The organism is Streptomyces sp. NPDC096323 (assembly GCF_040302845.1).
Lineage (GTDB): Bacteria > Actinomycetota > Actinomycetes > Streptomycetales > Streptomycetaceae > Streptomyces.
Genome location: NZ_JBEOSI010000017.1, coordinates 1 through 18,539, shown reverse-complemented (window position 1 = coordinate 18,539; position 18,539 = coordinate 1). Strand labels below are relative to the sequence as shown.

Here is an 18,539-nt window from a genome sequence, read left to right as displayed (position 1 = left end):
AATGCGACGCACGTGGAATCCGACGAGCTCAAGGGGCCTCAGCTGATGGTGACAACCCGCTGTACAGCCAGGCTTCGCGAGGACCGGCCGGCGTGGACTGTGTAGGAGCCGGGGGTGAGTTTCCAGGCGCCGTCAGTCCACACCGATAGATCGCGGGCAGAAACGCTGAAGGTGATCCGAGTGCCGGCACCGGAAGCGAGCGTGACCTTGTGGAAGCCGATCAGTCGCCGTGGCTCGGCCTGGGCGCCGGCAGGCAGCCCCGCGTAAAGCTGCACGACTTCGGTACCTTGGCGGGAGCCGGAGTTGGTGAGGGTGACGGCGGCAGTAAGCGTCTTGGTCACTGTGTTGTAGGACGTTTCCAGGGAGCCCAGGTTGAAGGTGGTGTAGGAGAGGCCATGGCCGAAGGGGAACAGGGGGCTCTGGTTCTTCGCGTCGTAGTAGCGGTAGCCGACCAGGTGGCCTTCGCTGTGGGAGACGGTGGGGCCATTGCCCGGGTAGGTGGCCGGTGTCGCCCCGGGCCCCTGGGACACCGTGACGGGGAACGTGACCGGAAGACGGCCCGAAGGGTCGGCGTCACCGAAGAGGATGGCGGCCAGGGCCGTTCCGGTGGCGCGTCCCGCATACCAGAGCTGGACTACCGCTTCGACATCGTTGATCCACGGCATGGCGACGGGGCCGTCGGTGTTCAGGACGACGATGGTGCGGGGGTTGGCTGCTGCGACGTCGGCGATGAGCTTGTTCTGGTCGCCCGGCAGGTCGAGGACACCGTGGTCCATGTCCTCGCCCGCGACCCGGTTCACGATGACGACCGCGGCGTCGCCGGCCCGTGCTGCGGCTACCGCGTCGGGTATGAGGGACTTCGGCTGCCAGCCGAGGGTGAGACCGCAGGTGCCGGTGTCGGCGGTGCTGTTGCTGTAATCGATGCTGACACTCACCGCCTTCCCGGCGGTGAGATCGATGGTGCCCTGGAGCGGGTAGTCGTACGGCCCGAGGAAGAACCGGCGGCTGTGCCGGGTGCCGGAGATGACCGTCTTGCCGTTGATGACGAGCTTGGTGGTACCTGAGGGCAGCAGCGAGAAACGGTGCAGGCCGGTGGTGGTCGGCGTGAGGGTGCCACTCCAGCGGGCCGACCACACGGCGGGCAGACCGGCCACGGGCGCACTGGTGAAATCGACACCGGCACTGACCTGTGTGGCGACGGGAGTACCGGATGGTTCGGCTGCGGCGTAGAAGCTACCGGTGAGCCCTGCCGCACCAGAGGCCGTGCGCAGCACCGTCGCAGGAACGGCGGTGAGGGGGATGTCACCGACGGATCCCTCGCGGTGGGTGACGGTGATCCCGGCGCCGGCGCGGTCCTTGATGGCCGCCAGCGGGGTGATCCAGGCACCAGGGGTGACGTAGCTGGAGCCGGAGACTCCTGTCAAGGCGGTGTCGCCCGCAGGGCCGATGACCGCGAGCGACTTGATGGTGGAGGTCAGCGGGAGGGCTTGGCCGCGGTTGGTGAGCAGGACCGCGGAGTTGACCGCGAGGGCATGAGCGAGGTCCTTATGGGCCTGGGTGCTGACGTCTGCGGCGGGCGCCGGCACGGGGTGGTCGAACAGGCCGTTGGCGTACATGGTGTTGAGGATGCGCAGGGCTGCGTCGTCCAGGCGGGCCGTGGGGACGCCGCCATCGAGGAGGTCGCCGAGAGGTATCTTCACACCACCGGGGCCGAGACCGCCGAGGTCCATGCCTGCCTTGACGGCTCCCACAGGATCATCGCCGGCCCAGAAGTCGGGGACGGTGTAGCCCTCCAGACCGATGGTCTTCTTGAGGTCGTTGAACAGCGCGGGGCTCTGCGTGGCGAACGTACCGTTGATCTTGGGGTAGGCCATCATCACCGAGGTGACGGGCACGTTGGCGACGATGCGCTCGAAAGCGGCGTGGTAGATCTCGTGCAGGGCCCGGTCGGAGAGCTGCGCGTCGACGAAGAAGCGGTTGACTTCCTGGGTGTACGCACTGAAGTGCTTGACGGTGGCGACAACCTGTTGTTCCTGTATGCCTCGGGTGAGCGCTGCGCCCAGGGTCCCAGCCAGGAGAGGGTCCTCGCCCATGCCCTCGGCCTGTCGGCCGAAGTGCCAGGTGCGGGCGGTGTCGACGGTAGGGCCGAGAAGGTTGTTGTAACCCTTGGCCCGTCCTTCGGTGCCCAGTGCCGTGCCGAGCCGGCCGGCGAGGTCGGCATCGAATGTCGCGGCCTGGGCCAGGGGGACGGGGAAGGCGGTGACGCCGGTCTCCCCACGCAGTCCTGCCGAGGCGTCCACCATGGTCAGGGCCGGGATTCCGAGAGAGCTCAGGGCCGCGAAGTCGCAGCGGACGAGGGCCTCCTTCTGTGCGGGGGTCATCCTCGCCAGCAGGGCGACGGCCCTGCTGGCGGGGGCTGTATCCGCGGTGCGACGGGACGCGGAAGCGGCCGGCGCGATGCCGGAAGCCAGAGCGGTCAGGACGGCGGCGGAGAGAAACGTACGACGATTCATGGCGGCTCCTCCATGAGGAATCAGGGCAGGACAGAACAGCGCTGTGCGACGCTCGCAGCTGTCGCCGCGCATTGCTGGGGTGGGGTAACTCAGGGGATACATCGGGCAGAGTCGGCGCTCGCGGCCCGACCCTCTCGAGATACCTCATTCAGGGCGACAGGGGCGCCCTTGATATCGGTGCCGCCAGAGAACACCTTCTGGATCTTCAGCACCCGGCAGAGCGAATGGCCACAGCCTGGCACTTTCCTTCAGGCCGGCAATCGGGCCACCCCTGATACATATTCCGTTGCTTACGGGACCGAGTGGACGTTCTTTTTCAGCACTCCAGCTCCGGACAGAGCGGCTGCCGGATCACTTCCGCCCGAAGCCGCACCGACCATCAGTGCAAGACGGCGACGGACAATGAAGTTGCGTGTTCACAGCGGCTCTCCCGGAAGAAGATGGCAGCTTCTGAACGAGCCACCGTGGGGGGCGGGGCCGGCCGAGCAGTCAGGTGCTCGGCCGGCCCCAGTTCGAGGAGGTCGGGACCTCGGTGGGACACACGTGCGTACAGAAAATGCATTGCCACTTCATTCGAGACAATCAACGCCGCGTACCGCGGCATGCGATTTGGGTGTTCAGAGACAACCGCCCGTGAAGCGTTTCAACCAACGATGGGAAAGTATTACCTATCACCCCTTCGGGTCAACCCTCAAGCAACACTCACTTCAAGAAACTCACGGCCGGAACGACCAAGACTTTCCAGTTGAATCGCCTTGAAATTTCAATTGAAAGCTTACGCGTGCGCTTTATCGACGCAGTGAATGGACGTCATCCACATGGCAAATGCAGATGCGTTCATCGAACCCGGAAACCGCAAAGCCCGGCGCATTGAAGCGTGCACCGGGCCTGCAGTAGCTGACGAAACGGGGGTCAGGCTGCCTTTGTCGCGAGTTCCACCGTGCTGAGGACATGCTTGCCCGGCCCCAGGACGACCGGCGTGCAGCCGGGCAGTTCTGCGGTCGCCTCACAGCCCTCCGGTACGACGAGGTGGGCTGTCAGCCCCGCGGCTGTCTGCTCCCACGACAACGACACCGAGCCGTAGGGAGTCTCGTGCCGGGTACGGGCCGAAGTGATGCCGCCACCGGGACGCGGACGGAAGGCGATCCTCCGGTATCCGGGGGCCGTGGCGGTAATGCCGCCCACCACGCGGTGGAGCCAGTCAGCGACGGCCCCGAGGGCGTAGTGGTTGAACGACGTCATACCTCCGGGGTTGAGGGTGCCGTCGGGGCGAAGGCTGTCCCAGCGTTCCCAGATCGTCGTGGCGCCCATGTCCACGGTGTACAGCCATGAGGGGCACTGGGTCTGGAGGAGCAGCCGGTAGGCGATATCGAGGTGTCCCGTATCGGTGAGGGCGTCACAGATCAGCGGGGTGCCGACGAAGCCGGTGGCAATGCGGGCGTCGTCCTCGATGACCAGCTGGGCCAGACGGTCACCGGCCGGCTGCCTTTGCGGCGGGGCCAGCAGGTCGAAGGCGAGCGCGATGGCGTAGGCAGTGGGGCTGTCACTGCTCATGCGCCCCGATGCAAGGACGTAGCGGCGGCGGAAGGCGTTGGCGGCCTCGTCGGCCAGCCCGTTGTACCGCCGGGCGTCCGTGTCATCGCCCAATGAGGCTGCCGCCAGCGCGAGGTGACGGGCGGAGTGGGCGAAGTAGGCGGTAGCGACGAGGTAACGGTCGGTGCGGCCGGCGGCCGGGTCCTCGGGTGGTGCGGCAGGGTCGAGCCAGTCCCCCAGTTGGAAGCCCGTGTCCCACAGTCGGGTCGGCCCAGCGAGGCTTTCGACGAGGTCGACCCACTTCTTGGCCATGGGGTAGTGCCGGCGCAGGAGATCGAGGTCTCCGAAGCGCTGGTAGAGCGTCCAGGGAGTGAGTGTGGCAACGTCGCCCCAGGCGGCCCCGGGGTGGATCGGCGTCCACATGGGCTCGCCCGGGATGACGGGCACGTACCAGGGAATCGTTCCGTCGGGGAGTTGCTCCAGCGCGACGTCGGTGAGCCAGGAGTCGAGCATGCCCGAGCAGTCGTACAGGTAGCTCGCGGTGGGGGCGAAGACCTGGATGTCACCGGTCCAGCCGAGGCGTTCGTCGCGCTGTGGGCAGTCGGTGGGGATGTCGACGAAGTTGCCGCGCATGCTCCACACGACGTTCTCGTGCAGCCGGTTGACCAGCGGGTCGCTGCACTCGAACCAGCCGGTGCGACGCATGTCGGTGTGGTACACCCGGGCTGTCACCATCTCGGCGGTCAGGTCTGCCGTCCAGCCACTGACTTCTGCATAGCGGAAGCCGTGGAGAGTGAAGCGTGGTTCCCAGGTGAGGGGCCCTCGGCCGGAGAGGATCACCGTGTCCTCGGCGTGCGCCTCGCGCAAGGGCCGCGTGGCCAGCTCACCCTGCTCCAGGACCTCGGCGTGCCGGAGGGTGACGGCGGTGCCGGCCGGTCCGTCGAGGGTGACTCGGAGACGGCCCACCAGGTTCTGGCCGAAGTCGAGCAGATGGCTGTCGTCGCCGGTGCGGGTGATGGTGACCGGAGTGATCTCCTCGGTGCAGCGCACCGGAGGTCCCTGCGGGGCGACGAGCGTGCCCATGTCGCGACTGCCGGTGCGGACTTGCGTCCACTCGCCCTGGGCAGCGCCGGGAGGGGTGGCCCAGTCGGGCTCGTGCAGCCTGGCGTCGAACGTCTCGCCCTCGTACAGTCCGCTGGTCAGGATCGGCCCTGGCGCGGCGTTCCAGGTCCGGTCCGTGGCAATCGTGACCGTGGTGCCGTCGTCGTACGTCACCTCCAGCTGGGCGATCAGGGACTGGTCGGTGCCGTAGATGTTGCGGGTGCCGCCGTCGAAGCCGTACTTGCCGCGGTACCAGCCGTCGCCGAGCCATGCGCCGATGGTGTTGGCGCCTTCGGTGAGGTGGCTGGTGACGTCGTGCGTGCGGTAGCGCAGCCGGTGCGGGTAGACGGTCCAGCCCGGAGCCAGCGTCTCGTCGCCGATGCGGCGTCCGTTGATCTCGGCCTCGTACAGGCCGTGTGCGGTGATGTAGAGGCGGGCGTGTGCCACCGTCCGGTCGATCCGGAAGTCCTTGCGGACGCGGGCCGGACGGCGGGCGGCTTCGGGGTCCTCGGGCCAGGCGGCGCCCACCGGGACTGCCTGCCAGTCGGCGGCGTCCAGCAGGCCCGCCTCGACGGCGCTCGGGGTGCTCCAGTACGAGGGCTCACTCGCCCCCGTGGTCCAGACGCGGACGCGGACGGTGGCGCGTTCTCGGGAGTTCAGCGGATCACCGGGCCAGGCCACCAGCACCTGGTCACTGCTTGCTATGCGGCCGGTGCGGTCTGTACGGCCGTCACGTGCGAGCTCGAGTTCGTACGCCTCCTGGGACCCGCCGCCTGCCGGCAGGATCCACGTAAGTCGGGGTGTGGGGACGCCGATGCCGAGGCCGTCCGGGAGGTGCTCGAAAGACACCGGGCAGGGCTGAGGGGGGAACAAGGAAAGCCTTTCTTCACGTGCGCGGGAGCGGGGCGAGTGGGCTGCGGGCAGCCGGTCTCAGCCCTTGACCGCTCCCGAGGTCAGGCCCTTCATGACCTTCTGGTTGAGGAAGAGGTAGATCAGGAGGGTGCCGAAGACGTTGATGCAGATCGCGGCGAACAGCGGCCCGTACTGTGTGGCACCGAAGTCGCCGGTGAAGTTGAGCAGGCCGACCTGGATGGTGCGCAGGTCCTGGTTGTTGGTGAAGGTCAGCGCGATGAGCAGGTCGTTCCAGATGAAGAAGAACTGCACCAGGCCGACGGTGAGCAGGGCGTTTCGGACCATGGGCACGCTGATGGTCCAGAAGGCGCGCAGGATGCCCGCGCCGTCGATGGTGGCCGCTTCGAACAGTTCGCGGGGAACGGTCCGGTAGTACGTGGCCATCATGAAGACGGTCAGGGGCAGGCCGGTGCCGGTGTAGGTGAGGATCAACGGCCACAGCGTGCCGGACAGGCCGGTCTGGAAGTACACGGTGAACAGCGGCAGGAGGATCATCTGCGGGGGCACCATCATGCCTGCGAGGAAGACCAGCAGGGTGAGGCTGCGGCCCTTCCACACCATGATCTGCAGGGCGAATCCCGCGGCCGTTCCCAGGAGCAGCATCAGGGCCAGGGCAGGCAGAACGGCGAGGACGCTGTTCTGGACGTACAGCCCGAGATGGCCGGTTGTCCATGCCTCGGTGTAGTTGCCCCACTCCCACGTGGTGGGCAGGCTCCAGGTGGAATTGTTCAGGTAGTCGTCGTTGGACTTCAGCGACGTCAGGAGCATCCAGATCAGTGGGTAGACCTCGACGACCAGCAGCAGGGTGACGACGATCTTCACCCACAGCCGGCGCGGCGCCCGGGGTCTGCGGCTCGGGCCGGCATGTCCGGACGGCTTCCGGCTCCAGCGGCCTGCGGAGGTCTTCACAGGTGTGTCGATGGCCATGCGTTCAGCCCTCCGTGATGTCGCGCCGCGAGACGCGGTAGACGGCCAGGCTCACCAGCAGGCACACCACGGTCAGCAGCAGGGCGATGGTGCTGCCGTAGCCGTAGTCGCTGTAGGTGAACGACGTCTGGAACATGTACAGGGTCAGTGGGGTGGTGCCGTTGCCCGGGCCGCCGTTGGTCAGGGCGACGACGGAGTCGAAGACCTTGAGCGTCCCGTTGATGCTGAAGATCAGCGATGACATCAGTACGGGCAGGGACAGCGGCAGCACGATGTGCCGGATCAGTCGCAGCCCCGAGGCTCCGTCCAGGCGCGCCGATTCGAGGACCTCGTCGGGGATGTCGACCAGGCCGGCGAAGAGCAGGACGGCGTAGAAGCCCATGGAGCGCCATATGTCCATGACGATCAGAACCCAGAACGCGCTCCCGGCGCTGCCGAAGAAGTCGATGGAGTCGACTCCGACCGCGTTGAGCAGGGAGTTGACCGGACCTGTCTGCGGGGCGACTTGGAAGAACTTCTGGAAGAGCAGGCCCACCGCGACCGTGGGCAGCACGACCGGGAAGAAGGCCAGCGTGCGGATCAGCGCGGAGGACTTCTTGAGGAAGAAGACGTACAGCAGGGCCAGGAGGTAGCCGGCGACGACCTGGCCCACAGTGACGAGGGCCGCGTATTTGAGGGTGAACCAGAGGGCGTCGCGGACGGCCGGGTCGTCGAACAGCCTGGAGAAGTTGGCACCCCCGTTTCCGGTGAATCCCTCGATGGTGTTGCCCTTGGTGAAGGAGTACCCGAGGGACCACACGATGGGGACCAGCATGATCAGTGAGTAGACGAGAAGGGCGGGGCCGAGCAGGATCGCGATGGCCCTGCGGTCACCGAGTACGCGGTGCATGGATGGTGTCCACTTCGTTTTTCGTTGAAGAGACCTGTCGGGACGGAACCGGGGGCGGTCCGTGCGGGGAGGCTCGGGCCGCCCCCGGTGGGTCACTTGGCGGTCAGCGCGTCCTGGACCGTCTGCATGAACGCCTCGGGCTTCATGCTCCCGGTGACCAGGCCGGCCGCGTTGGTCTGGCTGACGGTGGTGGCTTTGGTGCTGAACAGGGCCTCGAACCAAAGGACGTTCTGCTTCGACTCGCTGATCGTCTTGCGGACCTTCGTGGTGACGTCGTTGGCGTCCATCACCCCGGTGTTGACCTTGAAACCGGAGATGGAACCGTGGTCCTTGAGCGCGGTGCTGCCGTAGTTCTTGGCGATGCAGGAGACCCAGTCACCGGTCTTCTCGTCGAAGGACTTCGCGCCGAGCGTGATGCCGAGGCCGACGTTGGAGGGGTACTGGTCGATGGACCCCTTGCCACCGGGCACGGCGGGGAAGGGCATGAAGCCGACGTTCTCCGCACCGATCTTGTTCTGCTTGTCGTCGGAGATGTTCGCCAGTGCCCAGTTGCCCATGTAGAACATGGCGGCCTTGCCGTTGAGGAACTGGTTCATCGCCGTGTCGTAGTCGATGGAACCGACGCCCTTGCCGAAGTAGCCCCGCTTGCCGAGGCCGGCGATCTCCTCGGCGGCCTTCACGTACTCCGGGTCGGTCAGTTTCGCCTTGCCGTCGGCCACCTTCTGGAGGGCGTCGGGCCCCAGGCTGCGGTAGAGGTACGTGCTCAGCAGGCGGGTGATGGGCCACCCCTGCTGACCGGAGGCGGAGAAGGGCTGAACGTTCTTGGCGTCCAGCTTCGCCGCGGCAGCCACCAACTCGTCCCAGGTGCCCGGAATGGCTATGGCGTTCTCCTGGAAGAGCTTCTTGTTGTAGAAGATGCCCTCGATGTTGTACTCGTACGGCAGCACCTGGAGCTTGCCTCCGTACAGTGCCTTGATCGTGGAGACGGCCGCCGGCTCCAGTTGATCGAGAACGCCGAGCGACTTGAGCTCCTTCTCCAGGTCAGCCACCTTGCCCGACTTCGCCAACTGCTGGGTGAGCGCGGGGGCATTGCCCGCGGCGAACTGCACCGGCAGCGCGTCCTGGCCGGCCAGCAGCTGCAGCTTCTGGTCGAGGCTCGTCTGCGGCACGGTCTCCACCTTCAGAGGCAGAGCGTCGTTCGCCGCCTTGCACGCACCCTCGGACATGGTGGTCAGGGCGGTCTTCACGGTGGTGTTCTCGGTGACGCTCAGGTAGCTGAACTCTTTGGGGGCGGCGGAGGATCCGGAGCCGCTACCGCCGCAGGCGGTGGTGACCAGCGCCAGCGAGGTGGTGGCGGCCGCGAACAGGCTCAGACGCGCACGACGGGCATGGGGCATGCGAAGGGGCATGGAGACTCCCGGAGGTCTTTGAGAGAGGGGCGAGGAACGGCGAGCGGCGCTGAGGAAGGGAAACGAGTCCAACCGCACAGAAGGCTGTGTGTAACGTTCTCCACCACGAAGTGGGCAACACCCTGCACCGCTCGTCGGCATCCGTCAAGACACGGAGCCGTAACACCAGGACGCGAACCAGTAGCCTTACCGTCATCCAGCAGTCATTATGTAGACCGTTACACTCGCACCTACGAAATCTGGGGTACTGACGATGGGCGGGGCTGCCGCACCCAAGCAGAACAAGCGCGTGACCATCACCGACGTCGCCCGGCACGCCGGCGTGTCCGTCGCCGCGGTCTCCAAGGTGCTGCGCAACGCCTACGGCGTGAGCCCCGGCATGCAGGAGAAGGTGCGGGCTGCCATCGCCGAACTGGACTATCGGCCGCAGGCGGCGGCACGCGGGATGCGGGGGCGGACGTACACGATCGGCGTGCTCCTGGACAACGTCCGTAACGCCTTCTTCGCGGACATCCTCGACGGCATCCAGGAGGAGCTCCGCACCAGCGAGTACACCGTGCTGATCGGCGCGGCCGGCTTCGACCCGGACGAACAGGCGAAAACCATCCGTTCCATGGTCGACCGCCAGATGGACGGCTTGATCCTCATCGCTCCGGGGACCTCGCGCGCCGAGGTACTTGCAACTGCGGCGGCCACGCCGACCGTTGTCATCGGTCACCACGACGCAACCGACACCCACGACTCGGTGGTCGACGCGGATGACACCGGCGCGGGCCTGGTGGTCGACCATCTGGTGGCGCTCGGACACCGAGACATCGCCCTCGTCGCGGCCCCCGGCACCAGAGCCAACCAGTGGAAGCGCACACCGGAGGTCGTCCTCGCGGGCGGCTACCGCGCAGCCATGGAACGGCACGGCCTCACCGAGCACGTGCGGGTTCACCATGCCGCGTACTCCGACGAGGGCGGCTTCAAGGCCGGTATGACCCTGCTGACCATGGAACGACCGCCGACCGCCGTCATGACAGGCGCCGACGTCGCCGCCCTGGGCATCTACCGGGCGGCTCACGAACTCGGCCTTCGCATCCCCGAGGACCTCTCGCTCGTCGGCTACAACAACACCGCTCTCGCTGACCTGGCCACCGTCCAGCTCAGCAGCGTCGATCAGGCGGGACACACCATGGGCTCCACCGCCGCCCGCTTGCTCATCGAGCGCGTGGAAGGCAGGCGGGACCGGTCCATGCAGACGACGATGACCCCACGCCTCGTGCAACGCAGCACCACCGCAGCCCCAGTGAGCCCTTGAACGATGGCCCACCAGCTGCCCACAACCATTCCCTTCTTGAACAGGACACCGGCACACGGGCTGGATACAAGGACGGCTCGAGACGGCAGGGCGCGTCGCAAGGTGGGTGTCAAGGACGTTGCGCGCGAGGCCGGTGTGTCGCTCGGCACCGTCTCGAACGTCCTCAACCACCCGGAGGTCGTCGCCGAGGCCACCCGCAAGCGCGTCCTCGACGTGATCGGCTCGATCGGATACGTACGCGCCCAAGGCGCACAGGGGGTGGACGGTCTGGCCTCCCGTGTCATCGCCGTCCTGGGGCTGAACGGGGCGGATCCGTATTTCACGGCGCTGGCCACCGGCGTCGAGCAGGCCGCACGCGAGGCCGACCTCGGCGTCATGGTGTGCACCGGCGCCCGCGAGGGGGCCCAGGACGGTCGGCACCTCGCCCTGATCGCCGCGCACCGGATCCGCGGAGCCGTGCTGGTTTCGGGTGACGGAGCAGGCCGAACCGCGGCTGCGTTGCGTCGGCATGCGCTGCCCTTCGTCATGGCCGACCAATCCGCTCTCGAACCGGCTGCGTGCTCCGTGGGAATCGATGATGTCGCTGGGGGTTACGCGGCAGTCCGTCACCTGCTCGAGCAAGGGCACCGGTCCTTTGTGCACGTCGGCGGTCCCTACGAGCTCGCGCCGGTACGGGACCGGTGCACAGGTGCACGCCGTGCCATCAGCCGGGCCGGGCTCGCCTCGGACTCCCTGCATGAGCTCGCGTGCCCAGCCCTGACGGTGGGCGCGGGCAAGGACGCCGGTCAGCGCATCCTCGGCCTGGCGGACCGGCCGACCGCTGTGTTCTGCGCCGACGATCTGCTCGCTCTCGGAGTGATGCAGGCCCTGTACGAGGCCGGACTGAGGGTGCCTGACGACATCGCGTTGGTCGGCTACGGCGACCTCGACTTCGCAGTGTCCGCCGTCGTGCCGCTGACCACGGTGCGGCGGCCGGTCGTCGCCATGGGACAGCAGGCCGGCCGCCTGCTCATCGAGGACACGGCGCACAACGCCGTTCACGGACATGTCCACGTCGTACTGCAGCCGGAACTGGTCGTGCGCCGGTCCACCTTGGCAGCGCCGGCGCGGTGACCCCGGTGGTCAGGGCTGTTCGTGAACATGGTGCAGCGGGGCAGCGGCCGGCGTCCGGTGGGCGAGGAGAAGGGGCGCACCCGCGAGAAGCAGGGTGGCAAGGCCGAGCGCTCCGACGGCCGAGCTCAGGTCGAGTCCACCCACAACGGAACTGTGCCGAACAACGCGTACAGGACCGTCGCCACGATCAGCAGGCGCTTGCGGCCGAGGCGGTCGACGACGACACCGGCAAAGGGAGCCAGCAGGGCCAGCGACAGCGCGGGAACGGTCAGCACCAGGGGCACCAGGGCCTCGCTGCCGGCGACACCCTCGAAGTGCTCCTGCATGCGAGGCAGAACCGGTGCGAGCAGCACAGCGCCCAGAACAGGCAGGCAGGCAACTGCCGGCCATGAGGAGAGCAGCAGGTAGTTTCCCCTGCGTATCCGGGAAGTCGTGGGCGTCGGAGGGCGGGGTGACGGGAGCGGGCATGGCGGCATTCCAGAGCGGGAGGCGGGAAGGGAGATGCGCGTGGCAAAAGATGCGTCGGTCGACGACGTCGGCGCACGGCATAGGGATGTGCCACGACTATGCGGCCCCCTGGGTGGCCTGCCCAGCCCTGCCGCGATCCGATTTTCGGATGCCTCGGATCCACTGGGCGGATACCGCCGATCCAGGTCGTGCGCTCCCGCCGCCTGTCAGGACGGCTGCGGCGTGTCGTGCCCGTCGGCCATGCGTCGGCCGACCCGGGCCGCCGTTTCGCGTAGCCAGATGTGTGCGGCGTCGTGCGTGTGGACGGGGTGCCACCACATCACCTCTCGCAGCGGCACCGCTTCGTAGGGCGGTTCCAGTACCCGCACGGCAGCGAGAGGCGTCATCAGGCGGGCCTGGATCAGGGCGATGCGCCGGGTGCCGGCAACCAGCAGCGGCAGCAGTGGGAAGCTGCCGACTGAGACCTCCACGCGCGGTTCGACGCCGAGCATGCCGAGTTGCCGTACGGTCGGGGCGTCGTAGGTGCGCTGATAGATCATCACGCGCACCGAAGCTCGCGTATACGCGGACAGCCGTACGGCCGCATGCTGATCAGACAGACCTGACGTCGCGCTCCCTGCTGACCTTTCTCCCCTGAACCGTTGACACCGGGGTAACGTCCTCGCAATATAATCAGTACACCAATGATTGGGGTACTGATCATTTGGCCGGCGCGTCTCGCGCTCCCCATAGGTGTCCTCCACTTCCCTCACCAAGGAGGCCATATGTCCGTGACCCCTGCTGCACTCCGCATCGTCGTGGTCGGCGGTGGTATCGGCGGCCTGGCCGCCGCGCTGTCGATCGCCCGCGCCGGTCACCATGTGACTGTTCTCGAACGAGCTGCCCAGTTCGGGGAGATCGGGGCCGGCCTGCAGCTCGCCCCGAACGCCTCACAGGCCCTCGAGGATCTGGGGGTGCTCGATGCGGTCCGGCGCACCGCGGTCGCGCCGCCCCGGCTCGTGATGATGGACGCCCTGAGCGGCGACCAGGTCACGTCTCTCGACCTGCGCAGCGCTGCGTACACCGAACGCTTCACACATCCCTACCTCGTCACCCACCGCACGGACCTGCACGCGGCCCTCCTTGCCGCCTGCCGGGAACACCCCGCCGTCACGCTGCGCACCGGACACACCGTCACGCACGCCGAACAGGATGAATCCGCCGTACACCTCCACTTCGCCGGGACGGCTCCGAGGCTCACAGCCGACGTCGTCGTGGCGGCGGACGGTCTGCACTCGCGCCTGCGTCAGGCCCTGGTCGGTGACGGAGAGCCGGTCTGCTCCCGCTACGTAGCGTTCCGCGGCGCTCTTCCCGCCGACAGGATGACCGGCCGGATGTCGCAGCACGCCGCCTCTGATGCGGTCATGGTCTGGGCTGGACCTCGCATGCACCTGGTGCAGTACCCGGTACGGCGCGGCGAGCTCTACAACCAGGTCGCCGTGTTCGAGAGCGACCACTACACACCGGACTCGGACGACTGGGGCACTGAGGCCGAGCTCGAAGAACGCTTCGCGGGAACATGCCAGACCGTGCGCGACGCCCTGCCGCTGATAGCACGCGACCGGCGCTGGCCCCTGTACGACCGCCTGCCCATCGACAACTGGGTCCACGGCAGGATCGCCCTGCTCGGTGACGCCGCACACCCGATGCTCCAGTACCTGGCCCAGGGGGCCTGCCAGGCACTGGAGGACGCCGTCGCGCTCGGGCAGTCCTTCGGCCGGTTCACCGACCCCGCGGACGCCTTCGCCGCGTACGCCGATCAGCGCCGCGAGCGCGCTGCGCGGATCCAGACCAACGCCCGCCGCTTCGGCGAGATCTGCCACCTGGAGGGCATGGGCGCCACCCTGCGCAACCAGCTCTTCGCGTCACGTGCGCCCGAGGACTTCAGCGACGTCTCCTGGGTGTGGACACCTGCCCGGGCCGCCGTCCCCGCCCCGTGATCCCGCACCCGTAGGAGGACACCATGACGACCGATGAGCTTGCTTACAAGACACTGGAGGGACTCGGGGCGGCTCCGCTCTGGCGCTTCTACGGCAACCTGTTCCCCGCCGAACCGAAGAGCCGCGCGGTGCCCTGCCGATGGAGCTGGCAGGAGCTGCGGCCTCACCTCCTGCACTTCTCCAGGACCCTGTCGCTGGAGGAGGCCGAACGCCGGGTCCTCATGCTCGTCAACCCCGGCCTGAGCGACCCCCCGGCCACGGTCAACACGCTCTATGCGGGCCTGCAGATCATCCTGCCAGGCGAATCCGCCCAGGCACACCGGCACACCTCCAACGCCTTCCGCTTCATCCTCGAAGGCAGTGGCGCGTGGACGACGGTCAACGGCGAGCGTGTCTTCATGGCCCCCGGTGATCTGCTGCTCACTCCTGGATGGCACTGGCACGATCACACCCACGAGGGTGACGCGCCGATGATCTGGCTCGACGCTCTCGACTACCCGCTGGTCAACGCTCTGGAGGCCGGCTTCTACGAGAAGTTCCACCAGCGCCTCCAACCGGTCACCCGAGCCGATGACGCCGGCAGCAGGCAGTTCCTCCACGGCCGGCTCAACCCGGTCTGGCTCTCCCAGGACGGGCCCAACTCCCCCGTGACCCGCTACACCTGGCACGAGACCCAGCGGTCACTGGAAGGCATCGCCGACACCGCCGAAGGAAGCGACGTCGACGGCATCGTCCTGGAGTACACCAACCCGTGGACGGGCGGCCCGGTCATGCCCACCATCGGCTGCCGCATCCAACGCCTGCGCCCCGGCTTCCAGGGAGCCGGCCGCCGGCACACCGCCTCCACCATCTTCAACGTCGTACGTGGCGAAGGCGCCACGATCGTGGACGGCGTGCGTCTGGACTGGTCCGAGCACGACACCTTCGCCGTTCCCGGCTGGGCCTCCTACCGTCACCTGAACGCCTCCACCTCGGACGATGCCGTCCTGTTCTCGTACAGCGACGAGCCCGTCATGCGCTCCCTCGGCCTCTACCGCACCGAAAGCGCCGATCCCGGAGCCTGATCCACCACACCACAGCCGACACTTCACAAGGAGGCCACGATGCGCCTGGCCCTGTTCAACAAAGGACGCCTCGGAATCGTCGACGGCGACCATCTCGTCGACGTGACCGAACAACTCGCCCAAGGCAGCAACCCCGGTGCGGCCGGCCCACTGCACCAGCACATCGAAACCCTCGCCCGCGGCGCCGCGATGGATGTCGACGTGTCCAACTGCGCACGCGTCCCGCTCAGCGAGGCAGCCCTGGAATCCCCGCTGCCCCGGCCTGGAAAGGTCGTCGGAGCTCCGGTCAACTACCTCGACCACAAGGCGGAAATGGAGTACACCACCTCGGTCGCCGACCTCGGCGTCTTCCTGAAAGCCAACTCCTCGGTCATCGGACCGGGCCAGGACATCGTCCTGCCCTACACGGACAAGCGCACCGATCAGGAAGGCGAACTGGGCGTCGTCATCGGACGCACCGCCCATCACGTCGACGCGGCCGACGCACTGGACTACGTCTTCGGGTACACCTGCGTCCTGGACATCACCGTCCGCTCCGGCGAAGACCGCTCCACACGCAAGTCGTTCGACACGTTCACACCGATCGGCCCCTGGATCGTCACCGCCGACGAGATACCCGACCCCGACTCCCTCGATCTACGCTGCGATGTCGCCGGCACCACCCGGCAGCGCACCAACACAGCCGACCTGATCTTCGGGGTCGCAGACCTGATCGCCTACACCTCGTCCGTGATGACGCTCCACCCGGGCGACATCATCGCGACAGGCACCCCGGCCGGCGTGGGACCGCTCAGCCACGGGGACCGCGTCGTGCTGGAGATCGAGCGGGTAGGCCGACTGGAAGTGGGGGTCGACGGCTCACGGGCCACCCCCTACGACCAGCGCCCCGGACGTCGGGCACGCTGACGGACAAGTCCCCCCAAGGTGGTGTCGCGCACTCTCTAGACTCCATCAGACCGGCCGCCTTTCCTGCCGGCACCACCTCGACGACGGACGGAGCGCCGTGGCACGCGCACTGGAGCTGCCCAACTACATCGGCCATCTGATCCGGCGTGCCGAACAAGTGCACACAGCCCTCTGGACCCAGCACGTGTCCAGGGAGATCACGTCCCAGAAGTTCGCCATCCTCAACGCCCTCAGCCGGGACCCGGGCATCGACCAGCGGACTCTCGCACACCTCACCTCACTGGACCGTTCTACTGTCAACCATATGATCCGCCGCCTGACCGACCAGCACTACGTGAGCCAGGTGCGCGACGAGGGAGACCTCAGACGAACGCTGCTGAGCCTCACCGACGAGGGTGCCGAACTGCTCGACTCCCTGATCACTCCAGCAGAACGGATCAACGAACTGCTCCTCAGATCACTACCCGCGGGTGAACGGGCACTGGCCGTCGACATCCTCAGCAGACTCGCCTCGCTGGACGAGGAGTCGCTCCGCGACAAAGCATGAGACCTGGACGAGCGTCCTTCAGCTGCCACCACCTGTCCTGTACTCGGAGTTCCACCTCCCGTTCGCTGAGGAACAGTGACTGCCGGACTGTCGCACCCAGGTCGAACAAGGAGTCACACGCCTTGGCTCACGACCGCCGCACGATCACAGCCCTACCGGGCCGACCGTCCCAGCAGCAGCCCTCGCCGCCCGCAGGTACGGGCCCTGTCATCGGCCGCGCCCTACAAATCCTCGGCGCATTCAATGCCGATCATGCGCATCTGTCTCTCAGTGGCTGTTGTCGTTCCGAACTTGAGGAGTGCTGGTCGAACGGGAGTCACCTGAACTCCCGACCCGACCGGTCTTCCCCCGCCGTCGTGACCTACGCGTCCATCACATCGAGCGGCAGCATGACCGCGCACACTGGGTGGACGTCACGTCGCCGAGGTGCCTGGCCACACGGCGAGACCAGAGCACCCACAGGCACGACGCCCGGCGTACTCGGACAGGTCTTCGCCTTTGCGGCGGCGGTGGGGCATGACGAGTCCGGTGCCGGGATAGCCGCCGTCCGCGATCGTCATGGTCCGGCCGACGGCGGCCTTGGCGCCGGATTCCTCCCACGCCTTACAGTCGTTGCGGTTGCCGAGCAGGGGCTTGCCGACCACGACGACCAGGCGGGTGTCGGCGTCGATGACGACCTGGTGGTTGGTCGAGTACCGGTAGTTCTTGGACTGCTCCGCCACCGCGTGGTCCCGGGTCGGGACCAAGGTGCCGTCCACGATGAGCACGGTGCCCTTGGCGAACCGCTTCCGGGGCTGGAGCGCGAGCATCGGCCCGAGGTGGTCGATGATGCGGTCCGCCGTCGACTTGGACACCCCGAAGAGCGGGGCGAGCTGGCGCATCGTCAAGTTCGTGCGCCGGTACGCCGCGACCAGCAGGACCCGGTCCTCCAGCGGGAGGCTCCACGGCCGGCCCTTGCGGGCCCCATCCGCGCCCTCGCGCCGCAGTACGGTCACCAGCTTGCCGAACAGGCGAGGGCTCAGCCCGGCGAACGGGGCTATCCAGAACGACTCCGACGCCGTGATCACACCAGCCACATCAAGATCATCTCACCCGTGACCAGCAGTTACGGGGCAACCTTTAGATTCTTCCTCGCACGAACCGGGTCCGGTGCCCGAGTACCTGACCCAGCTCCGTAACGAACTCCGGCAGCAACGCGGACCCGTTCCAGAACTCGAGCCCCAGGTACGCGAAGGCAAGCCCGTCCCCCGCCCACTCCCACGCAGCCAGCGACACCACCCTTCCGCACGCCGGACACGGCACTTCGCCCCTGCCGGTGTTCCACCATGCGTCCATGACCGGCGAGAACATCTCGCAGTGTCCATCCCCGAACGCCGCCGCGCAGTACGGACAGACCGGCGGTCCGCTCTGCTGCGGCGAGAAGAACACCGTCCGCCCCGTGACAACGGTCAGCCCGTTGCTCCCGCTCGCTTCCCGGAACCCCGTCGCCCGCTCCCACCGCGGCCCGGGGCCGTGATCCGGCAGCCGCACGATTCCCTCGCCGACCAGCCACGCCGCCACCCGCTCCCCGTGCGCGACGGCGTCCTCGGCGGTCGCCTCCAGGTCAACGATCGTCTGAAAAGAGCTGCTCACAGCCGAACGGTAGGCGGCCTACCCGATTCTGCACAACGGTACATCCGGCACTGCTGCCGCCTTCGACAAGAGCAGAGGGCCCAACTCCCCCGTGCACAGCACATCCCATGCGTGAGCGACAGACCTCCCGAGCCCTGAGATCTATTAACGGGACAGCCCTTAGACGCTGTTGTCTTTCCGAGTCTGACGACTGTGTTTTCGCTGGTCAGGGGTAGGGGCGGCGTCGGTATGGGAGTGATGGGG

The 18,539-nt window shown here is 67.3% G+C and carries 13 protein-coding genes and 2 pseudogenes; 6 read left to right on the top strand and 9 right to left on the bottom strand.

What is annotated here, in order from left to right; all coding sequences use genetic code 11:
• Positions 1-38: 38 nt before the first annotated feature.
• The 5 genes from ABTX18_RS34170 to ABTX18_RS34150 form a co-directional block, all read right to left on the bottom strand.
• The gene (locus ABTX18_RS34170; RefSeq protein WP_352126692.1) at positions 39-2,513 is read right to left on the bottom strand and encodes a glycoside hydrolase family 3 protein; all 2,475 of its coding nucleotides are present in this window, start codon (positions 2,511-2,513) and stop codon (positions 39-41) included.
• A gap of 912 nt (positions 2,514-3,425) precedes the next feature.
• Positions 3,426-5,996: a family 78 glycoside hydrolase catalytic domain gene (locus ABTX18_RS34165; RefSeq protein WP_352126691.1), complete on the bottom strand. Its 2,571-nt coding sequence runs from the start codon at positions 5,994-5,996 to the stop codon at positions 3,426-3,428.
• A gap of 81 nt (positions 5,997-6,077) precedes the next feature.
• The gene (locus ABTX18_RS34160; RefSeq protein WP_352126690.1) at positions 6,078-6,986 is read right to left on the bottom strand and encodes a carbohydrate ABC transporter permease; all 909 of its coding nucleotides are present in this window, start codon (positions 6,984-6,986) and stop codon (positions 6,078-6,080) included.
• Between the two features lie 4 nt (positions 6,987-6,990).
• The gene (locus tag ABTX18_RS34155) at positions 6,991-7,875 is read right to left on the bottom strand and encodes a carbohydrate ABC transporter permease (protein WP_352126689.1); all 885 of its coding nucleotides are present in this window, start codon (positions 7,873-7,875) and stop codon (positions 6,991-6,993) included.
• 92 nt (positions 7,876-7,967) lie between these two features.
• On the bottom strand, positions 7,968-9,284 hold the full coding sequence (locus ABTX18_RS34150; protein ID WP_352126688.1) for an ABC transporter substrate-binding protein: 1,317 nt from the start codon (positions 9,282-9,284) through the stop codon (positions 7,968-7,970).
• 289 nt (positions 9,285-9,573) lie between these two features.
• Between ABTX18_RS34150 and ABTX18_RS34145 the strand changes: the two genes are divergently transcribed.
• Both ABTX18_RS34145 and ABTX18_RS34140 read left to right on the top strand, forming a co-directional pair.
• Positions 9,574-10,587 carry a LacI family DNA-binding transcriptional regulator gene (locus ABTX18_RS34145; protein WP_352126687.1) on the top strand — a complete coding sequence of 338 codons (1,014 nt, stop codon included), beginning with the start codon at positions 9,574-9,576 and terminating at the stop codon, positions 10,585-10,587.
• 102 nt (positions 10,588-10,689) lie between these two features.
• Positions 10,690-11,700: a LacI family DNA-binding transcriptional regulator gene (locus ABTX18_RS34140; protein WP_352126686.1), complete on the top strand. Its 1,011-nt coding sequence runs from the start codon at positions 10,690-10,692 to the stop codon at positions 11,698-11,700.
• Positions 11,701-11,825: 125 nt separating this feature from the next.
• Here the strand turns inward: ABTX18_RS34140 and ABTX18_RS35930 are convergent, their stop codons facing one another.
• Both ABTX18_RS35930 and ABTX18_RS34130 read right to left on the bottom strand, forming a co-directional pair.
• The gene (locus ABTX18_RS35930; protein ID WP_503061255.1) at positions 11,826-12,026 is read right to left on the bottom strand and encodes an MFS transporter; all 201 of its coding nucleotides are present in this window, start codon (positions 12,024-12,026) and stop codon (positions 11,826-11,828) included.
• A gap of 348 nt (positions 12,027-12,374) precedes the next feature.
• A pseudogene (locus ABTX18_RS34130) lies at positions 12,375-12,704 on the bottom strand (type 2 periplasmic-binding domain-containing protein); the annotation flags it as partial.
• Between the two features lie 234 nt (positions 12,705-12,938).
• Between ABTX18_RS34130 and ABTX18_RS34125 the strand changes: the two are divergent.
• The 4 genes from ABTX18_RS34125 to ABTX18_RS34110 all read left to right on the top strand — a co-directional run bounded on the left by ABTX18_RS34125 (position 12,939) and on the right by ABTX18_RS34110 (position 16,664).
• Complete coding sequence (locus ABTX18_RS34125) at positions 12,939-14,147, top strand: FAD-dependent monooxygenase (protein WP_352126684.1); 1,209 nt, start codon at positions 12,939-12,941, stop codon at positions 14,145-14,147.
• 23 nt (positions 14,148-14,170) lie between these two features.
• Positions 14,171-15,211, top strand: a complete 1,041-nt coding sequence (locus ABTX18_RS34120; protein WP_352126683.1) for a cupin domain-containing protein — start codon at positions 14,171-14,173, stop codon at positions 15,209-15,211.
• Positions 15,212-15,250: 39 nt separating this feature from the next.
• Positions 15,251-16,117, top strand: a complete 867-nt coding sequence (locus ABTX18_RS34115) for a fumarylacetoacetate hydrolase family protein (RefSeq protein WP_352126682.1) — start codon at positions 15,251-15,253, stop codon at positions 16,115-16,117.
• Between the two features lie 97 nt (positions 16,118-16,214).
• The gene (locus ABTX18_RS34110) at positions 16,215-16,664 is read left to right on the top strand and encodes a MarR family winged helix-turn-helix transcriptional regulator (protein ID WP_352126681.1); all 450 of its coding nucleotides are present in this window, start codon (positions 16,215-16,217) and stop codon (positions 16,662-16,664) included.
• Between the two features lie 491 nt (positions 16,665-17,155).
• Here ABTX18_RS34110 and ABTX18_RS34105 read toward each other — a convergent pair.
• Together ABTX18_RS34105 and ABTX18_RS34100 are read right to left on the bottom strand one after the other, a co-directional pair.
• Positions 17,156-17,740, bottom strand: a pseudogene (locus tag ABTX18_RS34105) (transposase family protein); the annotation flags it as partial.
• 43 nt (positions 17,741-17,783) lie between these two features.
• Positions 17,784-18,296: a hypothetical protein gene (locus ABTX18_RS34100; protein ID WP_352126680.1), complete on the bottom strand. Its 513-nt coding sequence runs from the start codon at positions 18,294-18,296 to the stop codon at positions 17,784-17,786.
• Positions 18,297-18,539: the final 243 nt, after the last annotated feature.